The sequence below is a fragment of the Enterobacter cloacae complex sp. 2024EL-00214 genome, from assembly GCF_043945575.1.
In the GTDB taxonomy this organism is placed as follows: domain Bacteria; phylum Pseudomonadota; class Gammaproteobacteria; order Enterobacterales; family Enterobacteriaceae; genus Enterobacter; species Enterobacter cloacae_P.
Genome location: NZ_JBIMRC010000002.1, coordinates 306,604 through 329,755 on the forward strand (window position 1 = coordinate 306,604; position 23,152 = coordinate 329,755).

At 51.2% G+C, this 23,152-nt stretch carries 21 protein-coding genes, 6 tRNA genes and 1 other RNA gene; 18 read left to right on the plus strand and 10 right to left on the minus strand.

The annotated features are described in order from the left end of the window. Positions 1 to 105: 105 nt before the first annotated feature. From ACHHZ6_RS03955 to ypdK, 5 genes are all read left to right on the plus strand, one after another. Positions 106 to 306 carry a hypothetical protein gene (locus ACHHZ6_RS03955; protein WP_395121809.1) on the plus strand — a complete coding sequence of 67 codons (201 nt, stop codon included), beginning with the start codon at positions 106 to 108 and terminating at the stop codon, positions 304 to 306. A 10-nt stretch (positions 307 to 316) separates the two neighbouring features. Beyond that, complete coding sequence (locus ACHHZ6_RS03960) at positions 317 to 847, plus strand: hypothetical protein (RefSeq protein ID WP_395121810.1); 531 nt, start codon at positions 317 to 319, stop codon at positions 845 to 847. Between the two features lie 647 nt (positions 848 to 1,494). Then, the gene (locus ACHHZ6_RS03965; RefSeq protein WP_182272181.1) at positions 1,495 to 1,971 is read left to right on the plus strand and encodes a WbuC family cupin fold metalloprotein; all 477 of its coding nucleotides are present in this window, start codon (positions 1,495 to 1,497) and stop codon (positions 1,969 to 1,971) included. A gap of 286 nt (positions 1,972 to 2,257) precedes the next feature. Further along, entirely contained in the window at positions 2,258 to 3,178 is a 921-nt protein-coding gene (gene lpxP, locus ACHHZ6_RS03970; RefSeq protein WP_395121820.1) for a kdo(2)-lipid IV(A) palmitoleoyltransferase, read from the plus strand. 338 nt (positions 3,179 to 3,516) lie between these two features. Then, entirely contained in the window at positions 3,517 to 3,588 is a 72-nt protein-coding gene (gene ypdK / locus ACHHZ6_RS03975) for a membrane protein YpdK (protein ID WP_099458937.1), read from the plus strand. A gap of 55 nt (positions 3,589 to 3,643) precedes the next feature. Here the strand turns inward: ypdK and alaC are convergent, their stop codons facing one another. After that, positions 3,644 to 4,879 carry an alanine transaminase gene (alaC, locus tag ACHHZ6_RS03980; protein ID WP_182272182.1) on the minus strand — a complete coding sequence of 412 codons (1,236 nt, stop codon included), beginning with the start codon at positions 4,877 to 4,879 and terminating at the stop codon, positions 3,644 to 3,646. 225 nt (positions 4,880 to 5,104) lie between these two features. Further along, positions 5,105 to 5,236, minus strand: coding sequence for a hypothetical protein (locus ACHHZ6_RS03985; protein ID WP_269062536.1), 132 nt, complete (start codon positions 5,234 to 5,236; stop codon positions 5,105 to 5,107). A 29-nt stretch (positions 5,237 to 5,265) separates the two neighbouring features. Between ACHHZ6_RS03985 and ACHHZ6_RS03990 the strand changes: the two genes are divergently transcribed. Then, on the plus strand, positions 5,266 to 6,963 hold the full coding sequence (locus ACHHZ6_RS03990) for a sensor histidine kinase (protein WP_182918728.1): 1,698 nt from the start codon (positions 5,266 to 5,268) through the stop codon (positions 6,961 to 6,963). Between the two features lie 13 nt (positions 6,964 to 6,976). After that, entirely contained in the window at positions 6,977 to 7,708 is a 732-nt protein-coding gene (locus tag ACHHZ6_RS03995) for a LytR/AlgR family response regulator transcription factor (protein WP_395121811.1), read from the plus strand. Between the two features lie 37 nt (positions 7,709 to 7,745). On the opposite strand, the gene glk is transcribed toward ACHHZ6_RS03995, so the two are convergent. Further along, entirely contained in the window at positions 7,746 to 8,711 is a 966-nt protein-coding gene (gene glk, locus ACHHZ6_RS04000; RefSeq protein WP_182918729.1) for a glucokinase, read from the minus strand. Positions 8,712 to 8,916: 205 nt separating this feature from the next. Between glk and ACHHZ6_RS04005 the strand changes: the two genes are divergently transcribed. Further along, complete coding sequence (locus tag ACHHZ6_RS04005; RefSeq protein WP_182272186.1) at positions 8,917 to 10,152, plus strand: ion channel protein; 1,236 nt, start codon at positions 8,917 to 8,919, stop codon at positions 10,150 to 10,152. Here ACHHZ6_RS04005 and ipdC read toward each other — a convergent pair whose 3' ends face one another. After that, complete coding sequence (ipdC, locus tag ACHHZ6_RS04010; protein WP_182272187.1) at positions 10,153 to 11,811, minus strand: indolepyruvate decarboxylase; 1,659 nt, start codon at positions 11,809 to 11,811, stop codon at positions 10,153 to 10,155. 184 nt (positions 11,812 to 11,995) lie between these two features. Here ipdC and mgrA point away from each other — a divergent pair, with 184 nt between their 5' ends. Together mgrA and ACHHZ6_RS04020 are read left to right on the plus strand one after the other, a co-directional pair. Further along, positions 11,996 to 12,994 carry an L-glyceraldehyde 3-phosphate reductase gene (gene mgrA / locus ACHHZ6_RS04015; RefSeq protein ID WP_182918730.1) on the plus strand — a complete coding sequence of 333 codons (999 nt, stop codon included), beginning with the start codon at positions 11,996 to 11,998 and terminating at the stop codon, positions 12,992 to 12,994. 126 nt (positions 12,995 to 13,120) lie between these two features. After that, entirely contained in the window at positions 13,121 to 13,462 is a 342-nt protein-coding gene (locus ACHHZ6_RS04020) for a DUF2502 domain-containing protein (protein WP_182272189.1), read from the plus strand. Between the two features lie 34 nt (positions 13,463 to 13,496). Here the strand turns inward: ACHHZ6_RS04020 and ACHHZ6_RS04025 are convergent, their stop codons facing one another. After that, positions 13,497 to 14,735 (minus strand): Nramp family divalent metal transporter, encoded by a 1,239-nt coding sequence (locus ACHHZ6_RS04025; protein ID WP_182272190.1) that lies wholly within the window; start codon positions 14,733 to 14,735, stop codon positions 13,497 to 13,499. Between the two features lie 351 nt (positions 14,736 to 15,086). Between ACHHZ6_RS04025 and ACHHZ6_RS04030 the strand changes: the two genes are divergently transcribed. After that, positions 15,087 to 16,274: a NupC/NupG family nucleoside CNT transporter gene (locus ACHHZ6_RS04030; protein ID WP_395121812.1), complete on the plus strand. Its 1,188-nt coding sequence runs from the start codon at positions 15,087 to 15,089 to the stop codon at positions 16,272 to 16,274. Between the two features lie 44 nt (positions 16,275 to 16,318). Here the strand turns inward: ACHHZ6_RS04030 and ACHHZ6_RS04035 are convergent, their stop codons facing one another. From ACHHZ6_RS04035 to ACHHZ6_RS04045, 3 genes are all read right to left on the minus strand, one after another. Continuing rightward, the gene (locus ACHHZ6_RS04035) at positions 16,319 to 18,508 is read right to left on the minus strand and encodes an EAL domain-containing protein (protein WP_395121813.1); all 2,190 of its coding nucleotides are present in this window, start codon (positions 18,506 to 18,508) and stop codon (positions 16,319 to 16,321) included. Between the two features lie 214 nt (positions 18,509 to 18,722). Continuing rightward, a tRNA-Ala gene (locus ACHHZ6_RS04040) sits at positions 18,723 to 18,798 on the minus strand. Positions 18,799 to 18,839: 41 nt separating this feature from the next. Next, positions 18,840 to 18,915: transfer RNA gene (locus ACHHZ6_RS04045), tRNA-Ala, on the minus strand. 217 nt (positions 18,916 to 19,132) lie between these two features. Here ACHHZ6_RS04045 and ACHHZ6_RS04050 point away from each other — a divergent pair. Further along, complete coding sequence (locus ACHHZ6_RS04050; RefSeq protein ID WP_182272193.1) at positions 19,133 to 19,495, plus strand: YfeC-like transcriptional regulator; 363 nt, start codon at positions 19,133 to 19,135, stop codon at positions 19,493 to 19,495. A 1-nt stretch (position 19,496) separates the two neighbouring features. Next, positions 19,497 to 19,892 carry a YfeC-like transcriptional regulator gene (locus ACHHZ6_RS04055; RefSeq protein ID WP_182272194.1) on the plus strand — a complete coding sequence of 132 codons (396 nt, stop codon included), beginning with the start codon at positions 19,497 to 19,499 and terminating at the stop codon, positions 19,890 to 19,892. A 50-nt stretch (positions 19,893 to 19,942) separates the two neighbouring features. On the opposite strand, the gene gltX is transcribed toward ACHHZ6_RS04055, so the two are convergent. After that, on the minus strand, positions 19,943 to 21,358 hold the full coding sequence (gltX, locus tag ACHHZ6_RS04060; RefSeq protein ID WP_182272195.1) for a glutamate--tRNA ligase: 1,416 nt from the start codon (positions 21,356 to 21,358) through the stop codon (positions 19,943 to 19,945). Positions 21,359 to 21,616: 258 nt separating this feature from the next. Here gltX and ACHHZ6_RS04065 point away from each other — a divergent pair. The 5 genes from ACHHZ6_RS04065 to ACHHZ6_RS04085 all read left to right on the plus strand — a co-directional run bounded on the left by ACHHZ6_RS04065 (position 21,617) and on the right by ACHHZ6_RS04085 (position 22,150). Continuing rightward, positions 21,617 to 21,692 (plus strand) — tRNA-Val (locus tag ACHHZ6_RS04065). 42 nt (positions 21,693 to 21,734) lie between these two features. Continuing rightward, positions 21,735 to 21,810: transfer RNA gene (locus ACHHZ6_RS04070), tRNA-Val, on the plus strand. Between the two features lie 29 nt (positions 21,811 to 21,839). Next, positions 21,840 to 21,915 (plus strand) — tRNA-Val (locus ACHHZ6_RS04075). Between the two features lie 4 nt (positions 21,916 to 21,919). Next, positions 21,920 to 21,995: transfer RNA gene (locus ACHHZ6_RS04080), tRNA-Lys, on the plus strand. A 27-nt stretch (positions 21,996 to 22,022) separates the two neighbouring features. Then, positions 22,023 to 22,150, plus strand: a non-coding RNA gene (locus ACHHZ6_RS04085) — RtT sRNA. A 51-nt stretch (positions 22,151 to 22,201) separates the two neighbouring features. On the opposite strand, the gene ACHHZ6_RS04090 is transcribed toward ACHHZ6_RS04085, so the two are convergent. Then, positions 22,202 to 23,089 (minus strand): LysR family transcriptional regulator, encoded by an 888-nt coding sequence (locus ACHHZ6_RS04090; protein ID WP_182272196.1) that lies wholly within the window; start codon positions 23,087 to 23,089, stop codon positions 22,202 to 22,204. Positions 23,090 to 23,152: the final 63 nt, after the last annotated feature.

Genomic DNA, 23,152 nt, shown 5'->3' on the forward strand with positions numbered 1-23,152 from the left:
TTTATCCGGAGTCACCATGCACGCCAATCCTATTATCTGGCTCATAGTCGGAATTATGGCTCTGAGCGCTATATCTTCACTCGCACATCAATCAGAGGGCTTGTTATGGCTAAATTTGCTGTGGGCGCGTTAGTGCAGCTTAAATTCGGATTTATTCGTGGAGTTGTCGTTAATCATATTGATGCTGATAGCAAAGACCCACTTGCATACATTCAATGGGATGACGGCACGTACTCAACTCATGCGGAAAGTTTACTCCGCGCGGCTACTGTTGATGAGCCTCGCGTGTATAAGAAATTAGCGTAAGGAGATGGATGTGAAACTTATTGATATTTTGGTTCAGGAGTTACCGAAGCGTGGTGGATGGCCTTTTAATATCACGGCTGCTGTTCAGGATAGCAGTGGTTATGTTTATCAGGCTGGAGGAGGTAATCACATGTTTCATTCAGAATTGGCGGATGACTGGATGATGGCTGAAATTCCACGAGAGCAATACGAAGCCGCACTTGCAGCCAGCAAGCCAGAATGGGATGGCGAGGGATTGCCTCCGGTGGGCGTGGATATCGAATACAAGTTTACCAAAGTAAAATATCGCACTGATTTTTCTCGCGGAAAAGTGCTGGCCTACGGTATGCATAATGTCTTCATGGAGCACTGGTCAAGCAAGAATGAGTTTATTCAGCCATTGGATAAAATCGAATTCCGCCCCATCCGCTCAGAAGCGGATAAGAAGAAACAGGAGATTATTTTTGCCATTGCTGAATTGTGCCGAGGTTCAGCTAGCAACGGACACTCAGCAGAGCTTATCTACGACGCTATAAAGTCAGGAAAAATCGTAATCGACTAGACCGCCGCAATGGCGGTTTTTTATTGGAGATAGATAATGATAATTAGCATTTGCTCTACTTACCTGTGCAGAAAAGGCGATATAGACGAAGCGCTCTGCATGGCTGGTTTCTTTATGGGTCTGATTGAAATAGGTATGGAGATTGGTTTTATAGCAGCCATGACAGGAAAATAACCATGCAATCACACAACCTCACACTAGATGAGGCCTGTGCATCCTGTCCCTTCCCTGTTCGATTCCCAATCTGGAGATAAAACCTATGCGCGAACTTCGCGACGACTCACTTGTTGACTTAAAGTTCATGATGGAAGATTCTGGTATGGGTAAAACGTTCCTGTATGCAGAAATTAAGAAAGGACGATTGCCTTCACCTCACAAACTTGGTAGCTCATCACGATGGGTTTATTCCGATTACCAAAACTGGAAACGTAGTTACTTCCAACCTCTTCAAAATGCCTCATGAATTGCCTTTGTGGGCATAACTGCGGGCACAATTTTCTTCACATTTTATTTTCTTTATAAATCCCCTGCAGTTAGCTATTATGTTTGCTGTCTGCAGGGGACACCATGACTATTCTTCCCCCTTCCCGTACACTCTTTCGTTCAACCCGAACATACTGACTCTGTATCCATTTCAGGCGGCTTAAATGAAACAAATCACCTTTAGCGATTTGAAGCAACAAAGTGAAGCAGCGGTAAACTCTCCGCGCTTACGTGCTCATCGTAATTTTCACCCGGAACTGAGCGACGCCGTTCAGCGTCTGGCCATTGCGATGGAGCCAGGTACCTATATCCGCCCCCATCGTCACCCGCATACCTTTGAACTGTTGCTTCCCCTCAGCGGGCGCTTTGTGGTACTGAATTTTGACGACAACGGTATCGTCACCCGCCGCACCGTACTGGGTGAAGAGTGTATGGCGCTGGAGATGGATGCAGGAACCTGGCACGCCGTGCTGTCACTGGATCACGGTGGCGTTATCTTTGAAGTCAAACACGGTGGTTATCAACCCGTTGCTGAACAGGATTTCGCGGCCTGGGCTCCCGCCGAAGGTGAAGCCGGAACAGCCGAACTGATGGCGTGGTACAAGCAGGTACAACCCGGAGACGCGGCCTTTAACGCGTAATTCATCACCCTCATGAATACATGGATAGGTACCATCGGGTATCTGTCCATGATTAAAAAACAGACAAATCAACCACCTTTCATCTTGCCGCTTTTTTAATCAAAAACGAGTAATAGCACATATCGTATAACGGTGCTACATTACGCCGCCCACCCAACGTCAGCAGTGGCCAGGCAACGCCGTAAAGTTCGGTAAAGCCTGCAACCATCACCTTGAACAACGGTCTTATCGGCACGTCGTATCGCGAACTCTGCGCTACCTTTACAGGCTTTACATAGGTTCCACTATCTTGTCTCAATCCAAATTTGAACGTGCGTTTTTACACCCGCGTTACTGGTTTACATGGTTTGGTCTTGGCGTTCTTTGGTTGTTGGTGCAACTGCCCTACCCTGTGCTGCGTCTGTTGGGTTCAAAACTGGGCAGCGCATCTCGCTATTTCCTCAAACGTCGTGAATCTATTGCGCGCAAAAACATTGAACTTTGCTTCCCGCAGTACAATGCCGAAGAGCGTGAAAAACTCATTTCTGAAAACTTCAAATCAATCGGGATGGCGCTGCTTGAAACCGGGATGGCCTGGTTCTGGCCCGATGAGCGTGTCCGCAAATGGTTTGATGTGGAAGGCCTGGATAACCTGAAACGCGCGCAGATGCAAAACCGTGGCGTGATGGTTGTTGGCGTTCACTTTATGTCACTGGAGCTGGGTGGCCGCGTGATGGGGCTGTGTCAGCCGATGATGGCAACCTATCGCCCGCACAACAACCCGCTGATGGAGTGGGTGCAAACGCGCGGTCGCATGCGTTCCAACAAGGCAATGATCAGCCGCAATAACCTGCGCGGTATGGTCGGAGCCCTGAAGAAAGGCGAAGCCGTCTGGTTTGCCCCGTACCAGGATTACGGACGTAAAGGCAGCAGCTTTGCCCCCTTCTTTGCGGTTAAAGATGTCGCCACGACCAACGGTACCTTTGTGATTTCGCGTCTGTCGGGTTCCGCCATGTTGACCGTGACGATGGTGAGAAAAGCGGATAAGTCAGGCTATCGTCTGCACATTTCGCCTGAAATGGCTAACTACCCGGAAAAGGAATGTGAGGCCGCAGCGTTTATCAACAAAGTGATTGAAAAAGAGATTATGCGCGCGCCTGAGCAGTACCTGTGGATGCACCGCCGCTTTAAAACGCGTCCGCTTGGCGAATCCTCACTCTATATTTAAGCCCGTTCAGAAGGTTAGTTTCGCCAGGAAACTAACCTTTTCAATCACCTGTAATTGCCCTGAGTAACTGTTTTTTCTTTACGTCGCTCAACACCTATTTATTGCGTACTGAAATCAAACTGTCGCCGTTCCACGACAGTCGTAAGTAACGGAAATTATTTAAAAAAATCCCGCTTGTCACCCCTCATATTTAAGCGTACATTAGCGCCGTCTGGCAGCGGGAAGCGCAGAATTCTGAGCTGGAGTTAGCGGCATTGTAAGCGCCCAATTTCAGCTCTCTATCATCAGGTGGACTCTGTTTTTCAATGCGTACCATAAGATACGCGGAGCGATGAAACGTGAAATATTTCTTTATGGGCATTTCGGTGATTGTTTTAGTGTGGGCCGGAACCTTTGCCCTGATGATCTAGCAAAGCAAACACAGTTAAAAAAACAGGAGCCGTTGGCTCCTGTTTTTTTATGTCGTTACAACTCGGGATGTTCAGCGACGCTCTTTGATGAGAGAAGCCCGTCGGCCCGGAACATACTCTTGATGCCCCTCACCGCCTGACGAATACGGTCGCTGTTTTCAATCAGTGCAAATCGCACATGGGTGTCGCCATAATCACCAAAGCCAATACCCGGAGAGACGCACACCTTCGCATCCTGTAGCAGCTTCTTGGCAAACTCCAGCGACCCCATTGCTGCATACGGCTCAGGGATTTTTGCCCAGACGTACATGGACGCTTTCGGCATTTCCACCATCCAGCCCGCTTCATGCAGGCCTTTTACCAGCACATCGCGACGGCGTTTATACTGGGCAGCAATCTCATGGACACACTGCTGATCGCCCTCCAGGGCGGCAATGGCAGCCACCTGAAGCGGTGTAAAGGTGCCATAGTCGTGGTAACTCTTAATCCGTGCCAGTGCATTGACCAGCGTCTTGTTACCCACCATAAAGCCAATGCGCCAGCCCGCCATATTGTAACTTTTCGACAGGGTGAAGAACTCCACCGCCACATCGCGCGCACCCGGAACCTGCATAATCGAAGGCGCTTTCCAGCCGTCATATACAATATCGGCATAGGCTAAATCATGAACCACCAGCACGTCATAACGTTTAGCCAGCGCGACGACCTTCTCGAAGAAATCCAGCTCGACGCACTGTGCCGTTGGGTTCGACGGAAAACCGAGGATCATCATCTTTGGTTTCGGATAACTTTCACGGATAGCACGTTCCAGCTCGTTAAAGAAATCGACCCCTTCGACCAGCGGCACAGAACGAACCTGCGCCCCGGCAATCACCGCACCGTAGATGTGGATTGGATAGCTTGGGTTCGGCACCAGAACGGTATCGCCATGATCCAGCGTCGCCAGCATCAGGTGTGCCAGCCCCTCTTTCGAACCGATGGTAACAATGGCTTCGCTTTCAGGATCAATATCCACCTGATAGCGATCCTGGTACCAGCGGGAGATAGCACGACGTAATCGGGGAATGCCGCGAGACGTTGAGTAGCCATGCGTATCGGGACGCTGGGCAACCGTACATAATTTCTCAACAATATGTGGTGGCGTAGGGCCGTCGGGGTTACCCATGCTGAAATCAATAATGTCTTCGCCGCGCCGACGCGCAGCCATTTTCAGTTCAGCAGTGATATTGAAAACATAAGGGGGGAGACGATCGATACGCGTGAAACGGCGTTCAGGACTGAATTCAGCCATAGATTCCTCAGATTAACGTTAGCGCCCGGACCGTCCGAGCGACGCTGCCACCGATGTGGCATGCTTAGAAAATAACCTGAAAAAAAACGTGCTGTCGAGAGGGAAATTAAAAAAAAGAGATCGCGTTAAAACAGGAACCCTGCTGCGCCTAAATGCGGAAGCTGTTCCTCTTAATGTGTATTTTTAATACCAGTTATTTAACATGATGATATCAAACCCGTTACCTCAGCCTTCGCCACCAATAAAAAATCCGGCGTCTTCAGGCTCCCATAAACTATCCCCTTTGAAAGTCATGGTTTTTCCCCATTTGATAAACCAGGTGAATAGCTGGTCAATACGCGCCAGGTTTTTTATCATGGTCCTTTCCCGTTTTTGCTGGTTCTCTCGTGCACGAAATATTCGATATGCTCCTCGCGGTTTTTGACCGTGCGGCATTAATGCTGATTTGCCTGTTCTTCCTCATTCGCATTCGCCTGTTCCGCGAGCTATTGCACAAGTCTGCACACTCGCCAAAAGAGCTGCTGGCCGTAACTGCCATCTTTTCGCTGTTTGCCCTGTTCAGTACCTGGTCTGGGGTTCCGGTAGAAGGCTCTCTGGTCAACGTACGTATTATCGCAGTGATGTCTGGCGGTATTTTATTCGGCCCGTGGGTGGGGGTGATTACGGGGATTATTGCCGGTACCCACCGTTACCTGATTGATATCGGCGGTGTGACGGCGATTCCGTGCTTTATTACCAGCATTATTGCCGGGGTGCTCTCTGGCTGGATTAGCCGCAAAGTGCCGAAAAAACAGCGCTGGCGCGCCGGGATCATCGCAGGTATGGCATGTGAAACGCTGACCATGATCCTGGTGGTGGTCCTGGCACCCACCACGGCTCTGGGTCTGGATATTGTCTCGAAAATCGGCATTCCGATGATCCTCGGCAGCGTCTGCATCGGTTTTATTGTGTTACTGGTGCAAAGCGTCGAAGGGGAAAAAGAGGCCAGCGCCGCGCGTCAGGCCAAGCTGGCGCTCGATATCGCCAACAAAACGCTGCCGCTGTTCCGCCACGTTAACGCTGAATCCTTGCGCCAGGTCTGCGATATCATTCGCCGCGATATTCACGCCGATGCCGTCGCCATTACCAATATCGACCGCGTGCTGGCCTACGTAGGTGTAGGCGAACATAACTACCACGATAACGATGACACCATCAGCCCAACCACAAAGCAGGCGATCAATTACGGTAAAATCATCATTAAAAACAATGATGAAGCCTACAGAACACCAGAAATCCACTCCATGCTGGTGATCCCTCTGTGGGAGAAAGGGGTCGTGACGGGCACGCTGAAGATTTACTACTGCCATGCACACCAGATCACCTCCTCACTGCAGGAGATGGCCATCGGGTTGTCACAGATTATCTCCACCCAGCTGGAAGTGTCTCGCGCGGAGCAGCTGCGCGAGATGGCAAATAAGGCAGAGTTACGCGCGCTGCAAAGTAAAATAAATCCCCATTTTCTGTTCAACGCGCTGAATGCGATTTCCTCCTCCATTCGCCTCAATCCGGACACCGCGCGCCAGCTGATTTTTAACCTGTCGCGCTATCTGCGCTACAACATTGAGCTGAAAGATGACGAGCAGATCGACATCAAAAAAGAGTTTTATCAAATCAAAGACTACATTGCGATTGAGCAGGCTCGCTTCGGCGACAAGCTCACGGTCATTTATGATATTGATGAAGAGGTCAACTGCGTGATCCCAAGCCTGCTGATTCAGCCGCTGGTCGAAAACGCGATTGTCCACGGTATTCAGCCGTGTAAAGGGAAAGGCGTGGTCACCATCAGCGTGACTGAGAGCGGCAACCGCGTGCGCATTGCGGTGCGCGATACCGGACACGGTATCGACCCGAAAGTGATTGAACGCGTTGAATCAAACGAGATGCCGGGTAATAAAATTGGGTTACTGAATGTGCATCACCGGGTCAAATTGCTGTATGGCGACGGGCTGCATATTCGCCGTCTTGAGCCAGGCACCGAAATCGCTTTTTACGTTCCGAATGAACGCTCCCCCGTTCATGCACCGACATCACTGTTGCCATAGGCCGGAGTAACACATGAAAGTCATCATTGTGGAAGATGAGATTCTGGCTCAACAGGAGCTGAGCTGGCTTATCAAAACGCATAGCCAGATGGAGATTGTCGGCACCTTTGAAGATGGTCTGGACGTGCTGAAGTTTTTGCAGCACAACCGGGTCGACGCCATTTTTCTCGATATCAACATTCCGTCGCTGGACGGCGTGTTGCTGGCGCAAAACATCAACCAGTTTGCCAATAAACCGTTTATTGTCTTTGTTACCGCCTGGAAAGAGCACGCTGTAGAGGCTTTTGAACTGGAAGCGTTTGACTACATCCTCAAACCTTACCAGGAATCACGCATTATCAGCATGCTGCAAAAACTGGAAGCAGCATGGCAGCAGCAGGCCGCACCTGCAAACACCAGCCCGACGGTACGTGAGAATGACACCATTAATCTGGTCAAGGATGAACGTATCATCGTGACGCCCATCGACGATATCTACTATGCCGAAGCGCATGAAAAGATGACGTTTGTCTATACACGGCGTGAATCGTATGTGATGGCGATGAACATCACCGAGTTTTGCAGCAAACTGCCGACGGCGCACTTCTTCCGCTGTCACCGTTCGTTTTGCGTGAATTTAAATAAGATCCGCGAGATCGAGCCCTGGTTTAACAACACCTACATTTTGCGTCTGAAAGATCTCGATTTTCAGGTGCCGGTGAGCCGCAGCAAGGTGAAAGAATTCCGCCAGCTGATGCACCTGTAAGGGAAACGCCCTCTCCCGCAGGAGAGGGTAACAGAAGTCAGAGGATCTGACCCAGAACCTGACGAAGATGTGCGCCCGAGCCAAGCAGGCCAGGGTTATCATGCACAATCAGGTACACAGGAATGTCCTGCACGTAACTTCTGAAGCGCCCTTTGTCTTCGAAACCGCCGCGGAAACCTGAGGCTTTAAAGAAATCGAGGAAACGCGGCACGATCCCACCTGCGATATAGACGCCACCAAAGGTGCCGAGATTCAGCGCCAGGTTGCCGCCAAAACGCCCCATAATGACGCAGAACAGCGACAATGCGCGACGGCAGTCGATGCAGCTGTCCGCCAGCGCACGCGAGGTCACGTCTTTCGGCTGCAGATTTTCCGGCAGACGACCGTCAGATTTCACAATTGCACGATACAGGTTCACCAGCCCCGGGCCAGAAAGCACGCGTTCAGCAGAAACGTGGCCGATCTCGGCACGCAGTTCTTCGAGGATGATGCCCTCTTCTTCACTGTTTGGTGCAAAATCCACGTGCCCCCCTTCACCCGGCAGGCTCACCCAGCGCTGATTAACGTGAACCAGGTGCGACACGCCCAGACCGGTACCCGCTCCGTAAACGGCAATCGGCTTACCTTCTACCGGTGCAGTGCCGCCAAACTGGATCAGGTGCTCTGGCTTCAGCATCGGAATTGCCATTGAAACTGCGGTAAAGTCATTGATGATTTCAAGATGCGCAAAGCCGAGGTTCTTCTGCATTTCGGTAATGGAGAATGCCCAGGTATGGTTAGTCATCGCCACCCAGTCACCGGTAATCGGGCAGGCAATGGCGATGCAGCCATCTTCAACACTAGTCTTATGCTCATCGAGATAAACGCGAACAACAGCTTCCAGGCTTGGGTAGTCCAGCCCTGAATAGGTTTTCGCCTGGGAAATTTCACCGCTATGTACATCGCATAATGCAAGGCGTGCGTTCGTGCCGCCTACATCACCTACCAAAGCATACTTTGTCATTCTTCTACTGCTCCGCTAAAGTCAGAATAAATCTTTGGGACACTGTAAATTCAAGGCGTGATAACAACAACGACCGGAAGGTGAATGCCCCAGGATTATCGATCTTCATCACAGAATCACTTTACCGTTTCAGCACCTTTTGCATTATTGCGCCAGGGCTGATTGTGCAAAGTAACGTTATACCGTTTTGTACAAGGAAATCATCATGCTCCACCCGCGAGCCAGAACCATGCTGTTATTGGCAATCCCGGCGTTAATTATTGGCGTTGCCTCAAGTATGGTGCTCATCGTCGTGATGAAAGTCGCGTCGGTGCTGCAAACGATGTTATGGACTTCACTCCCCGCAAAACTCGGTATCAGCTTTGATTCTCCGGCCTGGATCATTTTGATGCTGACGTTAACCGGTATTGCCGTGGGTCTGGTCATTCGTTTTAGCCCGGGACACGCCGGGCCAGATCCAGCGCAGGAACCCCTGATCGGTGCTCCGGTCACCCCTTCGGCCCTGCCGGGGTTGATTATCGCCCTGATTTTAGGTCTGGCGGGCGGCGTCAGTCTGGGGCCAGAACATCCGATCATGGCGGTCAATATTGGCCTGGCGGTTTTTCTTGGTTCACGCATTTTCCCCCGCGTCGGCGCACTGGACTGGACGATCCTGGCCTCAGCCGGCACCATTGGTGCGCTGTTCGGAACGCCCGTCGCTGCCGCGCTGATTTTCTCTCAGACGCTCAGCGGCAATAGCGACGTACCGCTCTGGGACAGACTCTTTGCTCCACTGATGGCAGCCGCTGCCGGGGCTCTCACCACCAGCCTGTTTTTCCATCCCCATTTTTCACTCTCTTTACCCCATTACGGCCAGATGCAGATAGCCGATATTTTCAGCGGTGCGATTGTGGTGGCTATCGCCATTGCACTGGGCATGGTCGCGGTATGGTGCCTTCCACGCCTGCACCGGCTGATTCACAGACTCAAACATCCGGTACTGATTCTGGGTGCCGGAGGTCTGATGTTGGGGATTTTAGGGGCTATCGGCGGAACAGTGACGCTATTTAAGGGCCTCGATGAAATGCAACAGCTGGCATTCAGCCAGGTATTTAACGTGTCAGATTATCTGCTGTTTGCGCTGATAAAACTGGCAGCACTGGTGGTGGCAGCGGCATGTGGTTTTCGCGGCGGGCGTATTTTCCCGGCGGTCTTTGTCGGCGTGGCGCTGGGTTTGATGTTGCATGAACATGTGGAGGCTGTTCCGGCGGCGATTACCGTTTCATGCTCCATTCTGGGGTTGGTTCTGGTGGTCACTCGCGATGCGTGGCTGAGCCTGTTTATGGCCGCCGTAGTGGTACCTGATTCCACGCTGTTCCCCCTGCTCTGTATCGTGATGTTGCCCGCCTGGCTCCTGCTGGCGGGCAAACCGATGATGATGGCCTGGAGAAACGACAAATAATCAGGCGCGGTTGCGCGCCTCCAGCGCTTTGGTAATGGCTCCCAGCAGCGGTGGAATATCCGCTTTTGGCAGCATGACCTCAATCAGCGAGAGTCGCTCGTGGTGCGCCACTTTTTCGAGGACGTTCGCCAGTTGTTCCGCTTCACTGACCCGCCAGCACTCGGCCTGAGGATCCAGACTGAGTGCCTGTGGAATTTGTGTCCAGTTCCACAACGCAATGTCGTTATACCGTTGCTCTGGCCCGTGGATCGCCCTTTCAACCGTGTACCCTTCATTATTAAGCACCAGAATAATGGGATGCTGTTTATCACGCAGCATTGAGCCAAGCTCCTGAATAGTCAGCTGCGCCGCACCATCTCCGGTGAGCACAATGACGCGCCGGTTCGGACACGCCGTCTGCGCACCAAAGGCCGCCGCCAGCGTGTAACCAATCGACCCCCAGAGAGGCTGGACGATAAAATTCACATCGGCAGGCAAGCGCAATACAAACGCCCCGAAGGCAGAGGTTCCCTGGTCGGCAAGGATAATGTCACCGGGACGAATAAAGGTTTGCAGCGTGTTCCAGAAGTTTTCCTGTGTGAGCGAACCATCCGGCTGCGGGAAGGAAAAACCGCTGTGAGAAGATGGTACAGGGTGATTGTGTACGTGCTGTTTGCAGAGCTCCACCAGCGTCTCAATCGCCTGCAGCATGGGGATGCCGGTAAACCAGACATCACCGACGCGCGAAGCATGAGGCTGCACTTCTATCGTTTGCGCCGTGGCAAGCTGATGGGTAAAACCGGCCGTCAGTGTATCGGTAAAGCGGGTACCGATACATAGCACGGTGTCAGCGCCTTCAATTGCCTCTTTTACCGTCCCCGTACTCGCTGAGCCACTGTATGTCCCGTAAAAACCGGTCTGCCGCTCGTCGAATATCCCTTTCCCCATCAGCATGGTCGCATGCGCCATAGGCACCTCCTTCACCCATTTCTGCAGCGCATGCTTCAGACCATAACGCAGCACAAGGAAGTCGGCTAACAGCGCAGTACGTTTGCTCATAGCCAGTTTGTTTCCGGCAGCATCGCGAAATGCTTTCAGACAGGCATTATCGGCATGAACAGGCTTCACTGTGAGAGCGCTTACAGGCGGTGTGGCGGCTTTTTTTGCCACGTCGGCAGGTAACATCAGGTAGCCAGGACGACGTTCCCGCAGCATGGTCGTGAGCACCCGGTCGATTTCATAACAGGCATTTTGTTCGGTAAGAACCGCCTGCGCGACAGTGATAGGCTCGCTCATATGATAAAAGTGGCGGAACTCACCATCACCTAACGTATGGTGCAATAACTCCCCTCTTTGCTGTGACGCCATACCCGGCGCACCGACAATGTGTAACACCGGAACATATTCGGCAAAGCTGCCTGCGATGCCATTCATGGCACTTAATTCTCCGACACCGAACGTCGTCAGCAGCGCGGAAAAGCCTTTACATCGGGCATAGCCGTCGGCAGCGTATGCTGCGTTCAGCTCATTTGCACAGCCCACCCAACAGATATCCGGGCTGGCTATCACGTGGTCGAGAAACTGCAGGTTATAGTCGCCCGGCACGCCAAACAGATGATCGGCACCACAATCTGTAAGACGGTCCAGCAGGTAATCGGCGACGCAGTATGGGGTACGCATGACAGGTATCCTTCTTATGTTGACCTCACTTTGAGTATTAAAGAAGCGTGATGACTGTCCAGAAATGGCAATAAGAAGGGGATGGAAAGAATGCTTTACAAAAAAGGCTGCGCTATTCTCTTTTTCTTCACGTTAGTGTAAACGCATACACTCTTTTTTCTTTTCATTGCCAGAGGTCACGAGAATGGGTTATCAGCCGGACAAAAATCGTTATCAGACAATGCAGTATCGCCGCTGCGGGCGTAGCGGACTCACGTTACCCGCCATCTCGCTTGGACTTTGGCATAATTTCGGCGACACCACGCTCATCGAAAACAGCCGTCAACTTTTACAGCGCGCCTTCGATCTTGGCATCACCCATTTTGATCTCGCCAACAACTATGGCCCGCCTCCGGGTTCAGCCGAACGTAATTTTGGCCGTATTTTACAGGAAGATTTCCTGCCCTGGCGCGACGAGCTGATTGTGTCGACAAAAGCGGGTTATACCATGTGGGATGGTCCTTACGGTGACTGGGGCTCGCGCAAGTATTTGATCTCCAGCCTGGATCAGAGCCTGAAGCGCATGGGGCTGGAGTATGTCGATATCTTCTATCATCACCGTCCCGACCCGGAAACGCCGCTGCAGGAGACAATGAAAGCGCTCGATCATCTGGTGCGTCAGGGCAAAGCCCTGTATGTCGGTTTGTCCAACTATCCTGCGGATCTGGCCCGGCAGGCCATTGAGATTCTGGAGGATCTCGGTACCCCATGTCTTATCCACCAGCCGAAATATTCCATGTTTGAACGTGCGCCAGAAGACGGTTTACTGAGCGTATTACAGGAAAAAGGTGTCGGCTGTATTCCCTTCTCACCACTGGCAGGTGGTCAGTTGACCAATCGCTATCTGAATGGCATTCCGGCAGACTCACGTGCAGCCAGCGGTAGCAAGTTCCTGAATCCTGAACAGATCACCGAAGAGAAGCTGGAAAAGGTTCGTAAGCTGAACACGCTGGCTGAAAGCCGCGGTCAAAAGCTATCGCAGATGGCGCTGGCCTGGGTATTACGCCATGACGCCGTGACCTCCGTGCTAATTGGTGCCAGTAAAACGGCGCAGATTGATGACGCCGTTGGCATGCTGGAAAATCGCCACTTTTCAGCAGATGAACTCGCCGCCATTGAAGTAATTCTGAACAGCTCAAAATAAAACCACTTTTAGCAAAAAGTGCTCTCATTCATGAATTAGGAATTGAGGTGATGAAACGAGGCTTTACCAACTCGTAAAATTACGTTAACAGGCCGCACAGCGGCCCCGATCGTGAAGGAGAAAAGTATGTTCAGGTCACTGATTCTTGCAGCGGTGTTACTGGCTTCAGCCCCGCTGGTCGCCAATGCCGGCGAAATCACCCTGTTGCCATCAATTAAATTACAAATTGGCGATCGTGACGACTACGGCAGATACTGGGACGGTGGCTACTGGCGCGACCGTGACTACTGGCACCGTCATTATGAATGGCGTGATGACCGCTGGTGGAAACATGATAACGGTCGCCATCGCGGCTGGTATAAAAACAACGCGTATGAGCGTGGTTACCGTGAAGGCTGGGACGATCGTAGTGACCGTCGTGGCGACTGGGGTGGCGGCAGAGGTCACGGACACGGTCATCACCACTAACAGCAAAAAGGAGCCTTTCGGCTCCTTTTTCTTTTTAGAGTCCTAACGCTGTACCAACCAACAACCACATGTTCAGCGCCACCACCACCACCACGATAGCCCACCCGGCTCTTTTCACCAGTGTCGTGTTAACCAGATCGCCCATCAGAGATTTGTCGCTGGTAAACATCAGCAGCGGTACCAGCGCCAGTGCAATACCAAAACTCAGCAGCACCTGGCTCATCACCAGTATCCGGGTCGGATCAAGTCCCATCAGAATCACGATGAATGAGGGCAGCATGGTGACGGAGCGACGTATCCACAGTGGAATATGGAAACGCACGAAACCCTGCATGACAACCTGCCCTGCCAGCGTCCCCACGACCGTGGAAGAGAGGCCAGCCGCCACCAGGCTCAGGCCAAATATCGTCGCGGCAGCATGGCTCAGTAACGGCTCCAGCGTCAGGTAGGCCTGATCGAGATCGGCAATACCCGTGTGTCCGTTAAAGTGGAAAGCGGCGGCAGCGGTTGCCATCATCGCCAGGTTTACAAAACCGGCAATGGTCATGGCAATAGCCACATCCCATTTAGTTGCCGAGTAACGTTGTTGACGCGTCCCACCGTGCAGATGCTGCGTGAGGGAAGAGTGAAGGTAAATAACATGCGGCATGATGGTCGCCCCCAGCACCCCGGCGGCCAGGAACACGGCTTCAGAGGTTGGCAGGCTCGGGATCACCATCCCTTTACTGAGCTGCGCCAGGTCTGGCTGCGAGAAAATCAGCTCGACGATATACGCCGCAGCAACAAACAACAGCAGTCCGCCGATAACTTTTTCCAGCGGTTTTTGCCCCCGACGCTGTAGCATCAGAATAAGGAAGGTGGCGATCCCGGTCAGCACGGCCCCTTGCAACAGCGACACCCCGAGGATCAGCTTAAAACCGATAGCCGCCCCGATAAATTCAGCGAGGTCAGTTGCCATTGCGATGATTTCGGCCTGGATCCAGTACAGCCATACTGCCGGACGAGGATAATGGTCACGGATTTGCTCCGCCAGGTTTTTCCCCGTGGCAATCCCCAGCTTTGCCGAGAGCATCTGAATCAGCATTGCCATCAGGTTAGCCCAGACAACCACCCACAGCAGCTTATAGCCGAAGCTGGCCCCGGCCTGAATGTTGGTCGCAAAATTACCCGGATCGATGTAACCAATAGCAGCAATGAACGCGGGTCCCATTAATGCGAACCGCAACTTGCGCGTTGCTCTGCCACTGCTACCCTCTACGCGACTGTTTGTCATTTCTGCCTCTGGAAATATAGCCTTTGCTATGTTTAATGCTATCAAAATGAGAATGATTATCAAGATCATTTGGAAAGTTTATAGTGATTTCTCTGATAGCATTGAACGATAGATGGGGCAGGTACGCTGGAGCGATCGTACAGAAAATGAAATCGCACAGTCTTTGGTGAAGACTAGCACACAAACTTAACTTTTCACTCATTTACCTAACATAACAAAAATGTCTTGTTGATCACTATTTTTGAGACTCATCACAGGATGTGACTATAGTGTGGCTTTGATCTCGTTTTCTTTACGCTTGTTACATAGAATGTGCATGAAAATTAAACCTGCCTCATATTTGGAGCAAATATGGACCGCGTCCTTCATTTTGTACTGGCACTTGTTGTCGTTACTGCGCTTGCGTTACTGGTCAGTCATGACCGGAAAAAAATCCGCATCCGCTATGTTGTTCAGCTTCTCGTTATTGAAGTTTTACTCGCGTGGTTCTTCCTGAACTCCAACGTGGGGCTCGGCTTCGTGAAAGGCTTCTCCGAAATGTTCGAAAAACTGCTCGGATTCGCCAACGAAGGGACTAACTTTGTCTTCGGTAAAATGAATGACGATGGCCTGGCATTCTTCTTCCTGAAAGTGCTGTGCCCTATCGTTTTCATCTCCGCGCTTATCGGTATTCTGCAACACATCCGCGTGCTGCCTGTCGTTATTCGCGCCATTGGTACCGTGCTGTCCAAAGTCAACGGTATGGGTAAACTGGAATCGTTCAACGCCGTAAGCTCACTGATCCTGGGTCAGTCTGAGAACTTCATCGCGTATAAAGACATTCTCGGTAAAATGTCCCGTAACCGTATGTACACGATGGCAGCAACAGCAATGTCCACCGTTTCCATGTCTATCGTGGGTGCGTACATGACGATGCTGGAACCGAAATACGTGGTTGCCGCGCTGGTTCTGAACATGTTCAGCACCTTTATTGTGTTGTCTCTGATCAACCCATACCGTGTTGAAGAAGGCGAAGAGAACCTGCAGATGGCAAATCTGCACGAAGGTCAGAGCTTCTTCGAAATGCTGGGTGAGTATATTCTGGCTGGTTTCAAAGTGGCGATTATCGTTGCTGCAATGCTGATCGGCTTTATTGCCCTGATTTCTGCCCTGAACGCCCTGTTCGCGGCGGTTCTGGGTATCTCCTTCCAGGGCATTCTGGGCTATATCTTCTACCCTGTTGCATGGGTAATGGGTGTTCCGGCTCACGAAGCGCTGCAGGTGGGCAGTATCATGGCAACCAAACTGGTTTCTAACGAATTCGTGGCCATGATGGATCTGCAGAAAATTGCCAGCACGCTCTCTCCACGCGCGGAAGGCATCATCTCCGTATTCCTGGTTTCCTTCGCGAACTTCTCGTCCATCGGTATTATCGCCGGTGCGATTAAAGGTCTGAACGAAGAACAGGGTAACGTTGTTTCTCGCTTCGGCCTGAAGCTGGTTTACGGCTCTACCCTGGTGAGCGTACTGTCTGCCTCTATCGCAGCACTGGTACTGTAATCAGAACAACTGACAAAAACCGGGAGCCAATGCTCCTGGTTTTTTTATGCCCGTAATTCGCTAAGCGGCGTGGGCTTGCCTATCAGGTAGCCCTGCAGATAGTCCACACCAAAGCGTAGCAACATCTCCCGCTGCGCTGGTGTTTCCACATATTCGGCAACCACACAGAGCGCTTTCGTTTTCGCCAGATTGCAAATTGACTGCACGATCATGGCATCCATGCTATCGGTGCAAATATCGTTCACAAAGCAGCCGTCAATCTTAATGATGTCTGCCTGCAGACGCTTGAGGCGCTCGTAGTTGGCATACCCGGTACCGAAATCATCAATCGCAATACGGAAACCGTAATCCCGAAGTTGCTGGATATTTTTGATGCTGCTTCCTGAATTGGAAAATGCCTGCTCTTCGGTGATCTCAATAACGACAGCCTGAGGGGCAACAGCATAGCGTTCAAAGAGCGCGATTATCTCGCTGGCCACCTCTTTTTGCATCAGCGTCAGCGGCATCAGGTTGACAGAAAAACGGGTACCCGCATGCGTCGCAGGGTGTTCGTGAAGCCACACCAGTAATTTCTCCACGACGCTCAGATCGAACTGGTGGCTGAGGTTAAACTGAGCAATCAACGGGATAAAGCGATCGGGTGACAGAATCTCTCCCTCACTTTCCATACGCGTCAGAATTTCATAGTACCCGTTGCCATCGGCGTTTTGGATCGGTTGTGCATATAAGTGAAATTTGCCTGCCTCCAGAGCATGCTTAACCCGCCCTAACATCAGAACCCGTTCCGTCGTTTGTCCCGAGGCAGCTTCAAGGCTATTTGTCAGTGCCAGAACGTTATGCGCACCGCATGATTGCTCGGCCAGCCAGCTCAGTTGCCCCAGCGTATGATGCAACGTTTCACCATTCTCCACCTTGCCCCAGGAGGCACCAAACTCAATATCCAGCCCGGTATTGTTCCAGAAAATCTTGCGGCTGTTCAGTTGGTCGACCATATGTTGCAGGCGTTCAGCAGTTTCTGGCCCCAGCAATACCAGCACCAGCTCGCTTCCTGGCAGTTGAAAGAGCTTCTCATCTTTCTGCAATAATGGCTGCAGAGATGTCGTAATCATCCGTTTGCAGTGGACCCGCATGAGAATGCCATAGTGACGGCTCAAAAACTCCAGGTTGTCCATCCGCAGACAGCACACTTTAGCGTCAGGATGAACGAACAGGTAGTCTTCAAGCGCACGAATATTGGGTAACCCCGTCAATGGATCGGTTAACGCCCTCTCCTGCCAGCCCTGCTTCAGCCATTCGCTTCTGCGGTAGATCCGCGACATGTAGAGCAAACAGATAGCAAAAGAGATCAGTACCGACAGGATAAAGGAGAGCGAGTGTCCTGATTCGACACCATTAAGAAAGTTATAGTTATAGGTTAATAACAGGAATGCAGATGCAGCCCAGAGCAGAGAGATAAGAGCATAGCTCAAACGACTGATCCCCAGGGTAAACAGGATAAAAATCACCGGCATAAGATAACCGGCAATAATGGCTGATTGCAGAGGCATGCACAGAATTGCAATCACAGCGATCAGAACCATCAACCAGGTAAAGATATAAACAGGCTGTTTAGTAAAGAATATGGGTTTAACACTCCCCCGCCAGAATATTCTGGCATAACCGGGGTTAAGTGCCATTCTTAATGGATAATAGAACATCATGGTAAATATCAATACGGCACAAATCAGGCTTTGAATATCAACCACATTGTAAATTGCTGTTCCTTCACCGAAGAAGGTCGAGATAGTCAGTGGAAAATCAAATAAATATCCTGCCAGATACATCGACAGTTTGATTCCTGCAGGCAACATAAAGCCAAGCCAGAAAATACGAATACCGATGAACTTATTGGGCAAACCATAACGCCAGCGCTTCCCCAGGATCAGGCGAATCACGCCGCAGACGGCAAACGCTGGAAAGGTCTGACAAAACAACAACACCGCGTGCTGCAGTACCGTTAAATGAAAACTATAAACATTGGTAACGATAAAACTTAACAGAACGGGAATAATTGCCCGACGACCAAACAATAAAATAACAGCCAGCATGACACTTAACGGTAACCACGCTAAATATACATCATGCCCATTAACAATAGCATGCGGAGAGATATAACGGGAAAATGGCACCGCAACCAGGCATAGCGCCAGGGCAATTATAAATATGTTTATATTATTGTAAGCTTTTCTATTCATTAAGTTAGATAATCTATTTATCCATCAGCACTATTTGACCCAGCGGATAATATGATTATTAATTGAGCGAATCAAGTTCAAGTCCATTTATAGACCCGTTTATTGATGTAGATTGTGGTGAGGTATAGAAACATCCCCTTTCAGGCAACAAAAGTGAAAGGGGATTTTACAAAGGCATAAAAAAACCCCCGTCTTTCGACGAGGGTCTGAATTTTGGTGGAGCTAAGCGGGATCGAACCGCTGACCTCTTGCATGCCATGCAAGCGCTCTCCCAGCTGAGCTATAGCCCCACATGTGACTTTACATACCGCACTCTGTTGGGTTCAGAGTTTGGTGGAGCTAAGCGGGATCGAACCGCTGACCTCTTGCATGCCATGCAAGCGCTCTCCCAGCTGAGCTATAGCCCCATCGTAAAGCTGTCATGTTGACGGGCGGCATAATATGAATTCCATTGCTGAGTGTCAACGTCAAAATCCATTACAGCCTTTCAATCGCTGAAAAATCATGCAAATAAATCACTTTGCGAGCCTGCTCGCAGTCAGGAGTTAAACCTGTCACATTTTCACGTAAAACGGTGCTATAAAATGAACCACTAATTAACCCCACTAATACTCAGGAAATTGCATGATCAAGGAACGAATGACGCCAGAAGAGTTAGCCCTGCTCACTGGCTATAGCCGCCAGACCATCAATAAATGGGTACGTAAAGAGGGTTGGATTACATCGCCAAAACCAGGAGTACAGGGTGGGAAAGCCCGTCTGGTGCATGTGAATGAAAAAGTGCGTGATTTTATTCGCAGCGCACGCCGGGTATCCGAAATGCCTGACATGCCGGAAAACGCGTACCATGAAGGTTCACTCCACACTTTACTTCTGACACTGGCAAATGAAATGACGCCGGATGAGCAAAAGCAGATGACATCGCTGTTACTGCGGGAAGGGATTACCGGATTGTTGCAACGTTTAGGGATTCGCGACCAGAACTGATATGAAAAAATTACGCAATAAAATGACCACGGAAGAGCTGGCGGACACTCTGGGTGTAGCCAGACAAACGGTTAACCGCTGGATACGCCAGAAAGGGTGGAAAACCGAAGGGATTAATGGCGTGAAAGGTGGGCGGGCACGGCTGATTCATATTGATGCACGAGTGAAGGAGCACATTATCAGTCTCCCGGCCATTCGTAGCCGTCAGGCGATCTACCAACTGGCAGAAGCCCCGTCTCTGTACGGTGAATCAGCACCATCAACGTTGCTCCCTCAAATAATTGACTCGCTGGAAAACATGACCCAGACCGAACAGGAACGTCTTCACGTATTGCTAAAGCGCGAAGGTATACAAGGGTTTCTTGCTCGTCTCGGCATTGCTGAATTACACGCATAAAAAAACGGCAGGTCACCCTGCCGTTTTTCATTTTCATCTGTCAGACTGAGTTATTGCTGGCTTTCGCGCTCAGCAATAAAGCCCAGCGCCTTGTTGATACGCGCCACGCTGCGTGACTTTCCAATCGCATGAACGGTCACGTCCAGAGCCGGAGACTGGCCTGCACCGGTAACGGCGACGCGCAGTGGCATACCGACTTTACCCATACCCACTTCCAGTTCATCCGCTGTTGCCTGAATGGCGTGATGTACATTCTCAGCCGTCCATTCAGTAATGGCAGCCAGTTTGTCGCGTACCACTTCCAGCGGCTGACGTGCAACCGGGCGCAGGTGTTTCTTCGCCGCGTCAGCGTCAAACTCGTCGAACTCTTCATAGAAGTAGCGGCAGCTTTCAGCGATCTCTTTCAGAGTCTTGCAACGCTCACCGAGCAGTTTCACCAGATCTGCCAGCTCAGGGCCGGTACGGGTATCAATGTTGGCCTGCTCAATGTGCCACTGCAGATAGGTCGCAACATACTCTGGCGGCATGGTATTGATGTAGTGATGGTTCAGCCACTGCAATTTTTCGGTATTGAACGCACTGGCAGACTTACTAACCGAGCTCAGTGAGAACAGTTCGATCATCTCTTCGCGGCTGAAGATTTCCTGGTCACCATGGGCCCAGCCCAGACGCACCAGATAATTCAACAGCGCTTCCGGCAGATAGCCGTCGTCGCGGTACTGCATAACGCTCACTGCGCCATGACGTTTAGACAGTTTTTTACCGTCATCACCGTTGATCATGGATACGTGCGCATACACCGGCACTGGCGCATTCAGCGCTTTCAGAATGTTGATCTGGCGCGGCGTGTTGTTGATATGGTCTTCGCCACGAACAACGTGGGTGATTTCCATGTCCCAGTCATCGACTACAACGCAGAAGTTATAGGTTGGGGAACCGTCGGTGCGGCGGATGATCAGATCGTCCAGCTCCTGGTTGCTGAATTCGATCGGGCCACGGATCTGGTCGTCAAAGATAACGGAGCCGTCCTGCGGGTTAGCAAAACGCACTACACAAGGCTCATCAGCAGCATGCTCACTGTGATCGTGGCGGCAGCGGCCGTCATAACGCGGCTTTTCGCCGTTTGCCATCTGCTCTTCACGCAGCGCGTCCAGACGCTCTTTAGAGCAGTAGCACTTATAAGCAGTACCCGCGACCAGCATCTCATCGATTACAGCGTTATAGCGGTCAAAACGTTTGGTCTGGAAATACGGGCCTTCATCCCACTCCAGATTCAGCCAGTTCATACCATCCATAATGGCTTCAATTGCTTCCGGCGTGGAGCGCTCGAGATCGGTGTCCTCAATACGCAGCACAAACTCACCTTTGTTGTGGCGTGCAAAAAGCCAGGAATAGAGAGCAGTACGTGCACCACCGACGTGCAGATAGCCTGTCGGGCTGGGCGCGAAGCGAGTTTTGATTTTCATGAAATGGCCTTACGTTATAAAGATGCCGGCAATCGGCAAATCCTGGGGAAAAAACAATGGGCAATATTCTATCACTGTGGGGCGATTCCTCAATGTTGATCCCTGTATCGTGATGGAGATTACGATTTTTGTTTAGAAATCATGCGCCATAGCCCGTTTTGCGATCGTTTTGTCTAATTTTACGACGAACGAATAAAAACTTTAGAAAAGGCGTTGACTCATTTTCAACTCTCCCTATAATGCGACTCCACACAGCGGGGGTGATTAGCTCAGTTGGTAGAGCATCTCCTTTACACGGAGGGGGTCGGCGGTTCGAGCCCGTCATCACCCACCATCTACTTCACGTAGACTCGCAGTGTAGATAAGAATTGAGATTGGGCGATTAGCTCAGTTGGTAGAGCATCTCCTTTACACGGAGGGGGTCGGCGGTTCGAGCCCGTCATCGCCCACCATTCTCACCTTATCGCAGCAGTTCCGAAATGGGCGATTAGCTCAGTTGGTAGAGCATCTCCTTTACACGGAGGGGGTCGGCGGTTCGAGCCCGTCATCGCCCACCATTTCGGGTCGTTAGCTCAGTTGGTAGAGCAGTTGACTTTTAATCAATTGGTCGCAGGTTCGAATCCTGCACGACCCACCAATGTAAAAAAGCGCCCTAAAGGCGCTTTTTTGCTATCTGCGATATAGATGATTCGAACCTGCTGCAGGTTCGAGCCGAACGCAGTGAGACACCGGAGCCGTTTACGGCGACGGCCCGAAGGGCGAGCGAAGCGAGTTATCCTGCACGACCCACCAATGTAAAAAAGCGCCCTAAAGGCGCTTTTTTGCTATCTGCGTTTTGACACCCTACCCTGCCGTCAGCGTCGCTATCAACTTATCTACCGCTGGGGTAGCCTGCTTCTCGTCATACACCACATATAAATCTGCCGGTATACGCTCTTTTAGCGGGCGGAACACCACGCCCGGCCATTGCATCTGCGCGTAGCTGTCTGCCGCCAGCGTAATACCCATTCCCATACTGATCATCGCCAGTACCGTCTGCGGCTCAACAGCTTCACGCACAATCAAGGGAGAGAAGCCGGCCTGCTGACATACGCGCTGTAAAAATGACCAGTCTGAATGTGCTGACGGCATAGTGACAAAATACTCGTTCTGCAGGTCGGTTAGCGTAATGGTGGTTTCTCCCACTAACCGGTGATCTTCCGGCATCGCGACCAGGAATGCGGCGTCGCGTAGCCGGATACTGGTAAACCCTGCCGTGGGTTCAGTCGCCATTCGCCAGATCCCAACATCCAGTTCCCGGCGCTCAAGCAGCGCCATCTGCATTACCGGGGACTTTTCCCGAAAGATAACATCAACATTCGGATGCGCTTTTAAAAAGGTGCGCATTACCGTGCGCACCTCACTCCACATGGCGGTACCGACGATCCCCAGCTCAATACGCCCTGCCTCACCCCGGCCAATTTGTTCGACACGCGCCAGCGCCTGGTTTGCGCTGGCGAGCAACCTGCGGGACTCTTCCATCAGCACTTTACCCGCATGAGTCAACGCCACGCTTCGCGAGTGACGAGTAAAAAGCAACGTACCCAACTGGCTTTCCAGCTCTTTAATATGCAGGCTTAACGGCGGCTGCGACATATTGAGACGGGCGGCAGCCCGGCCAAAATGAAGCTCCTCAGCCACGGCCAGAAAATAGCGCAGTAGCTTCAGATCGGTTCGGTAAACGCGTTCCATCAAAACATATCCTGGCGATAACACGGAAACCCTCACCTTAAAGCCTTTTGAATATCAAAGGGA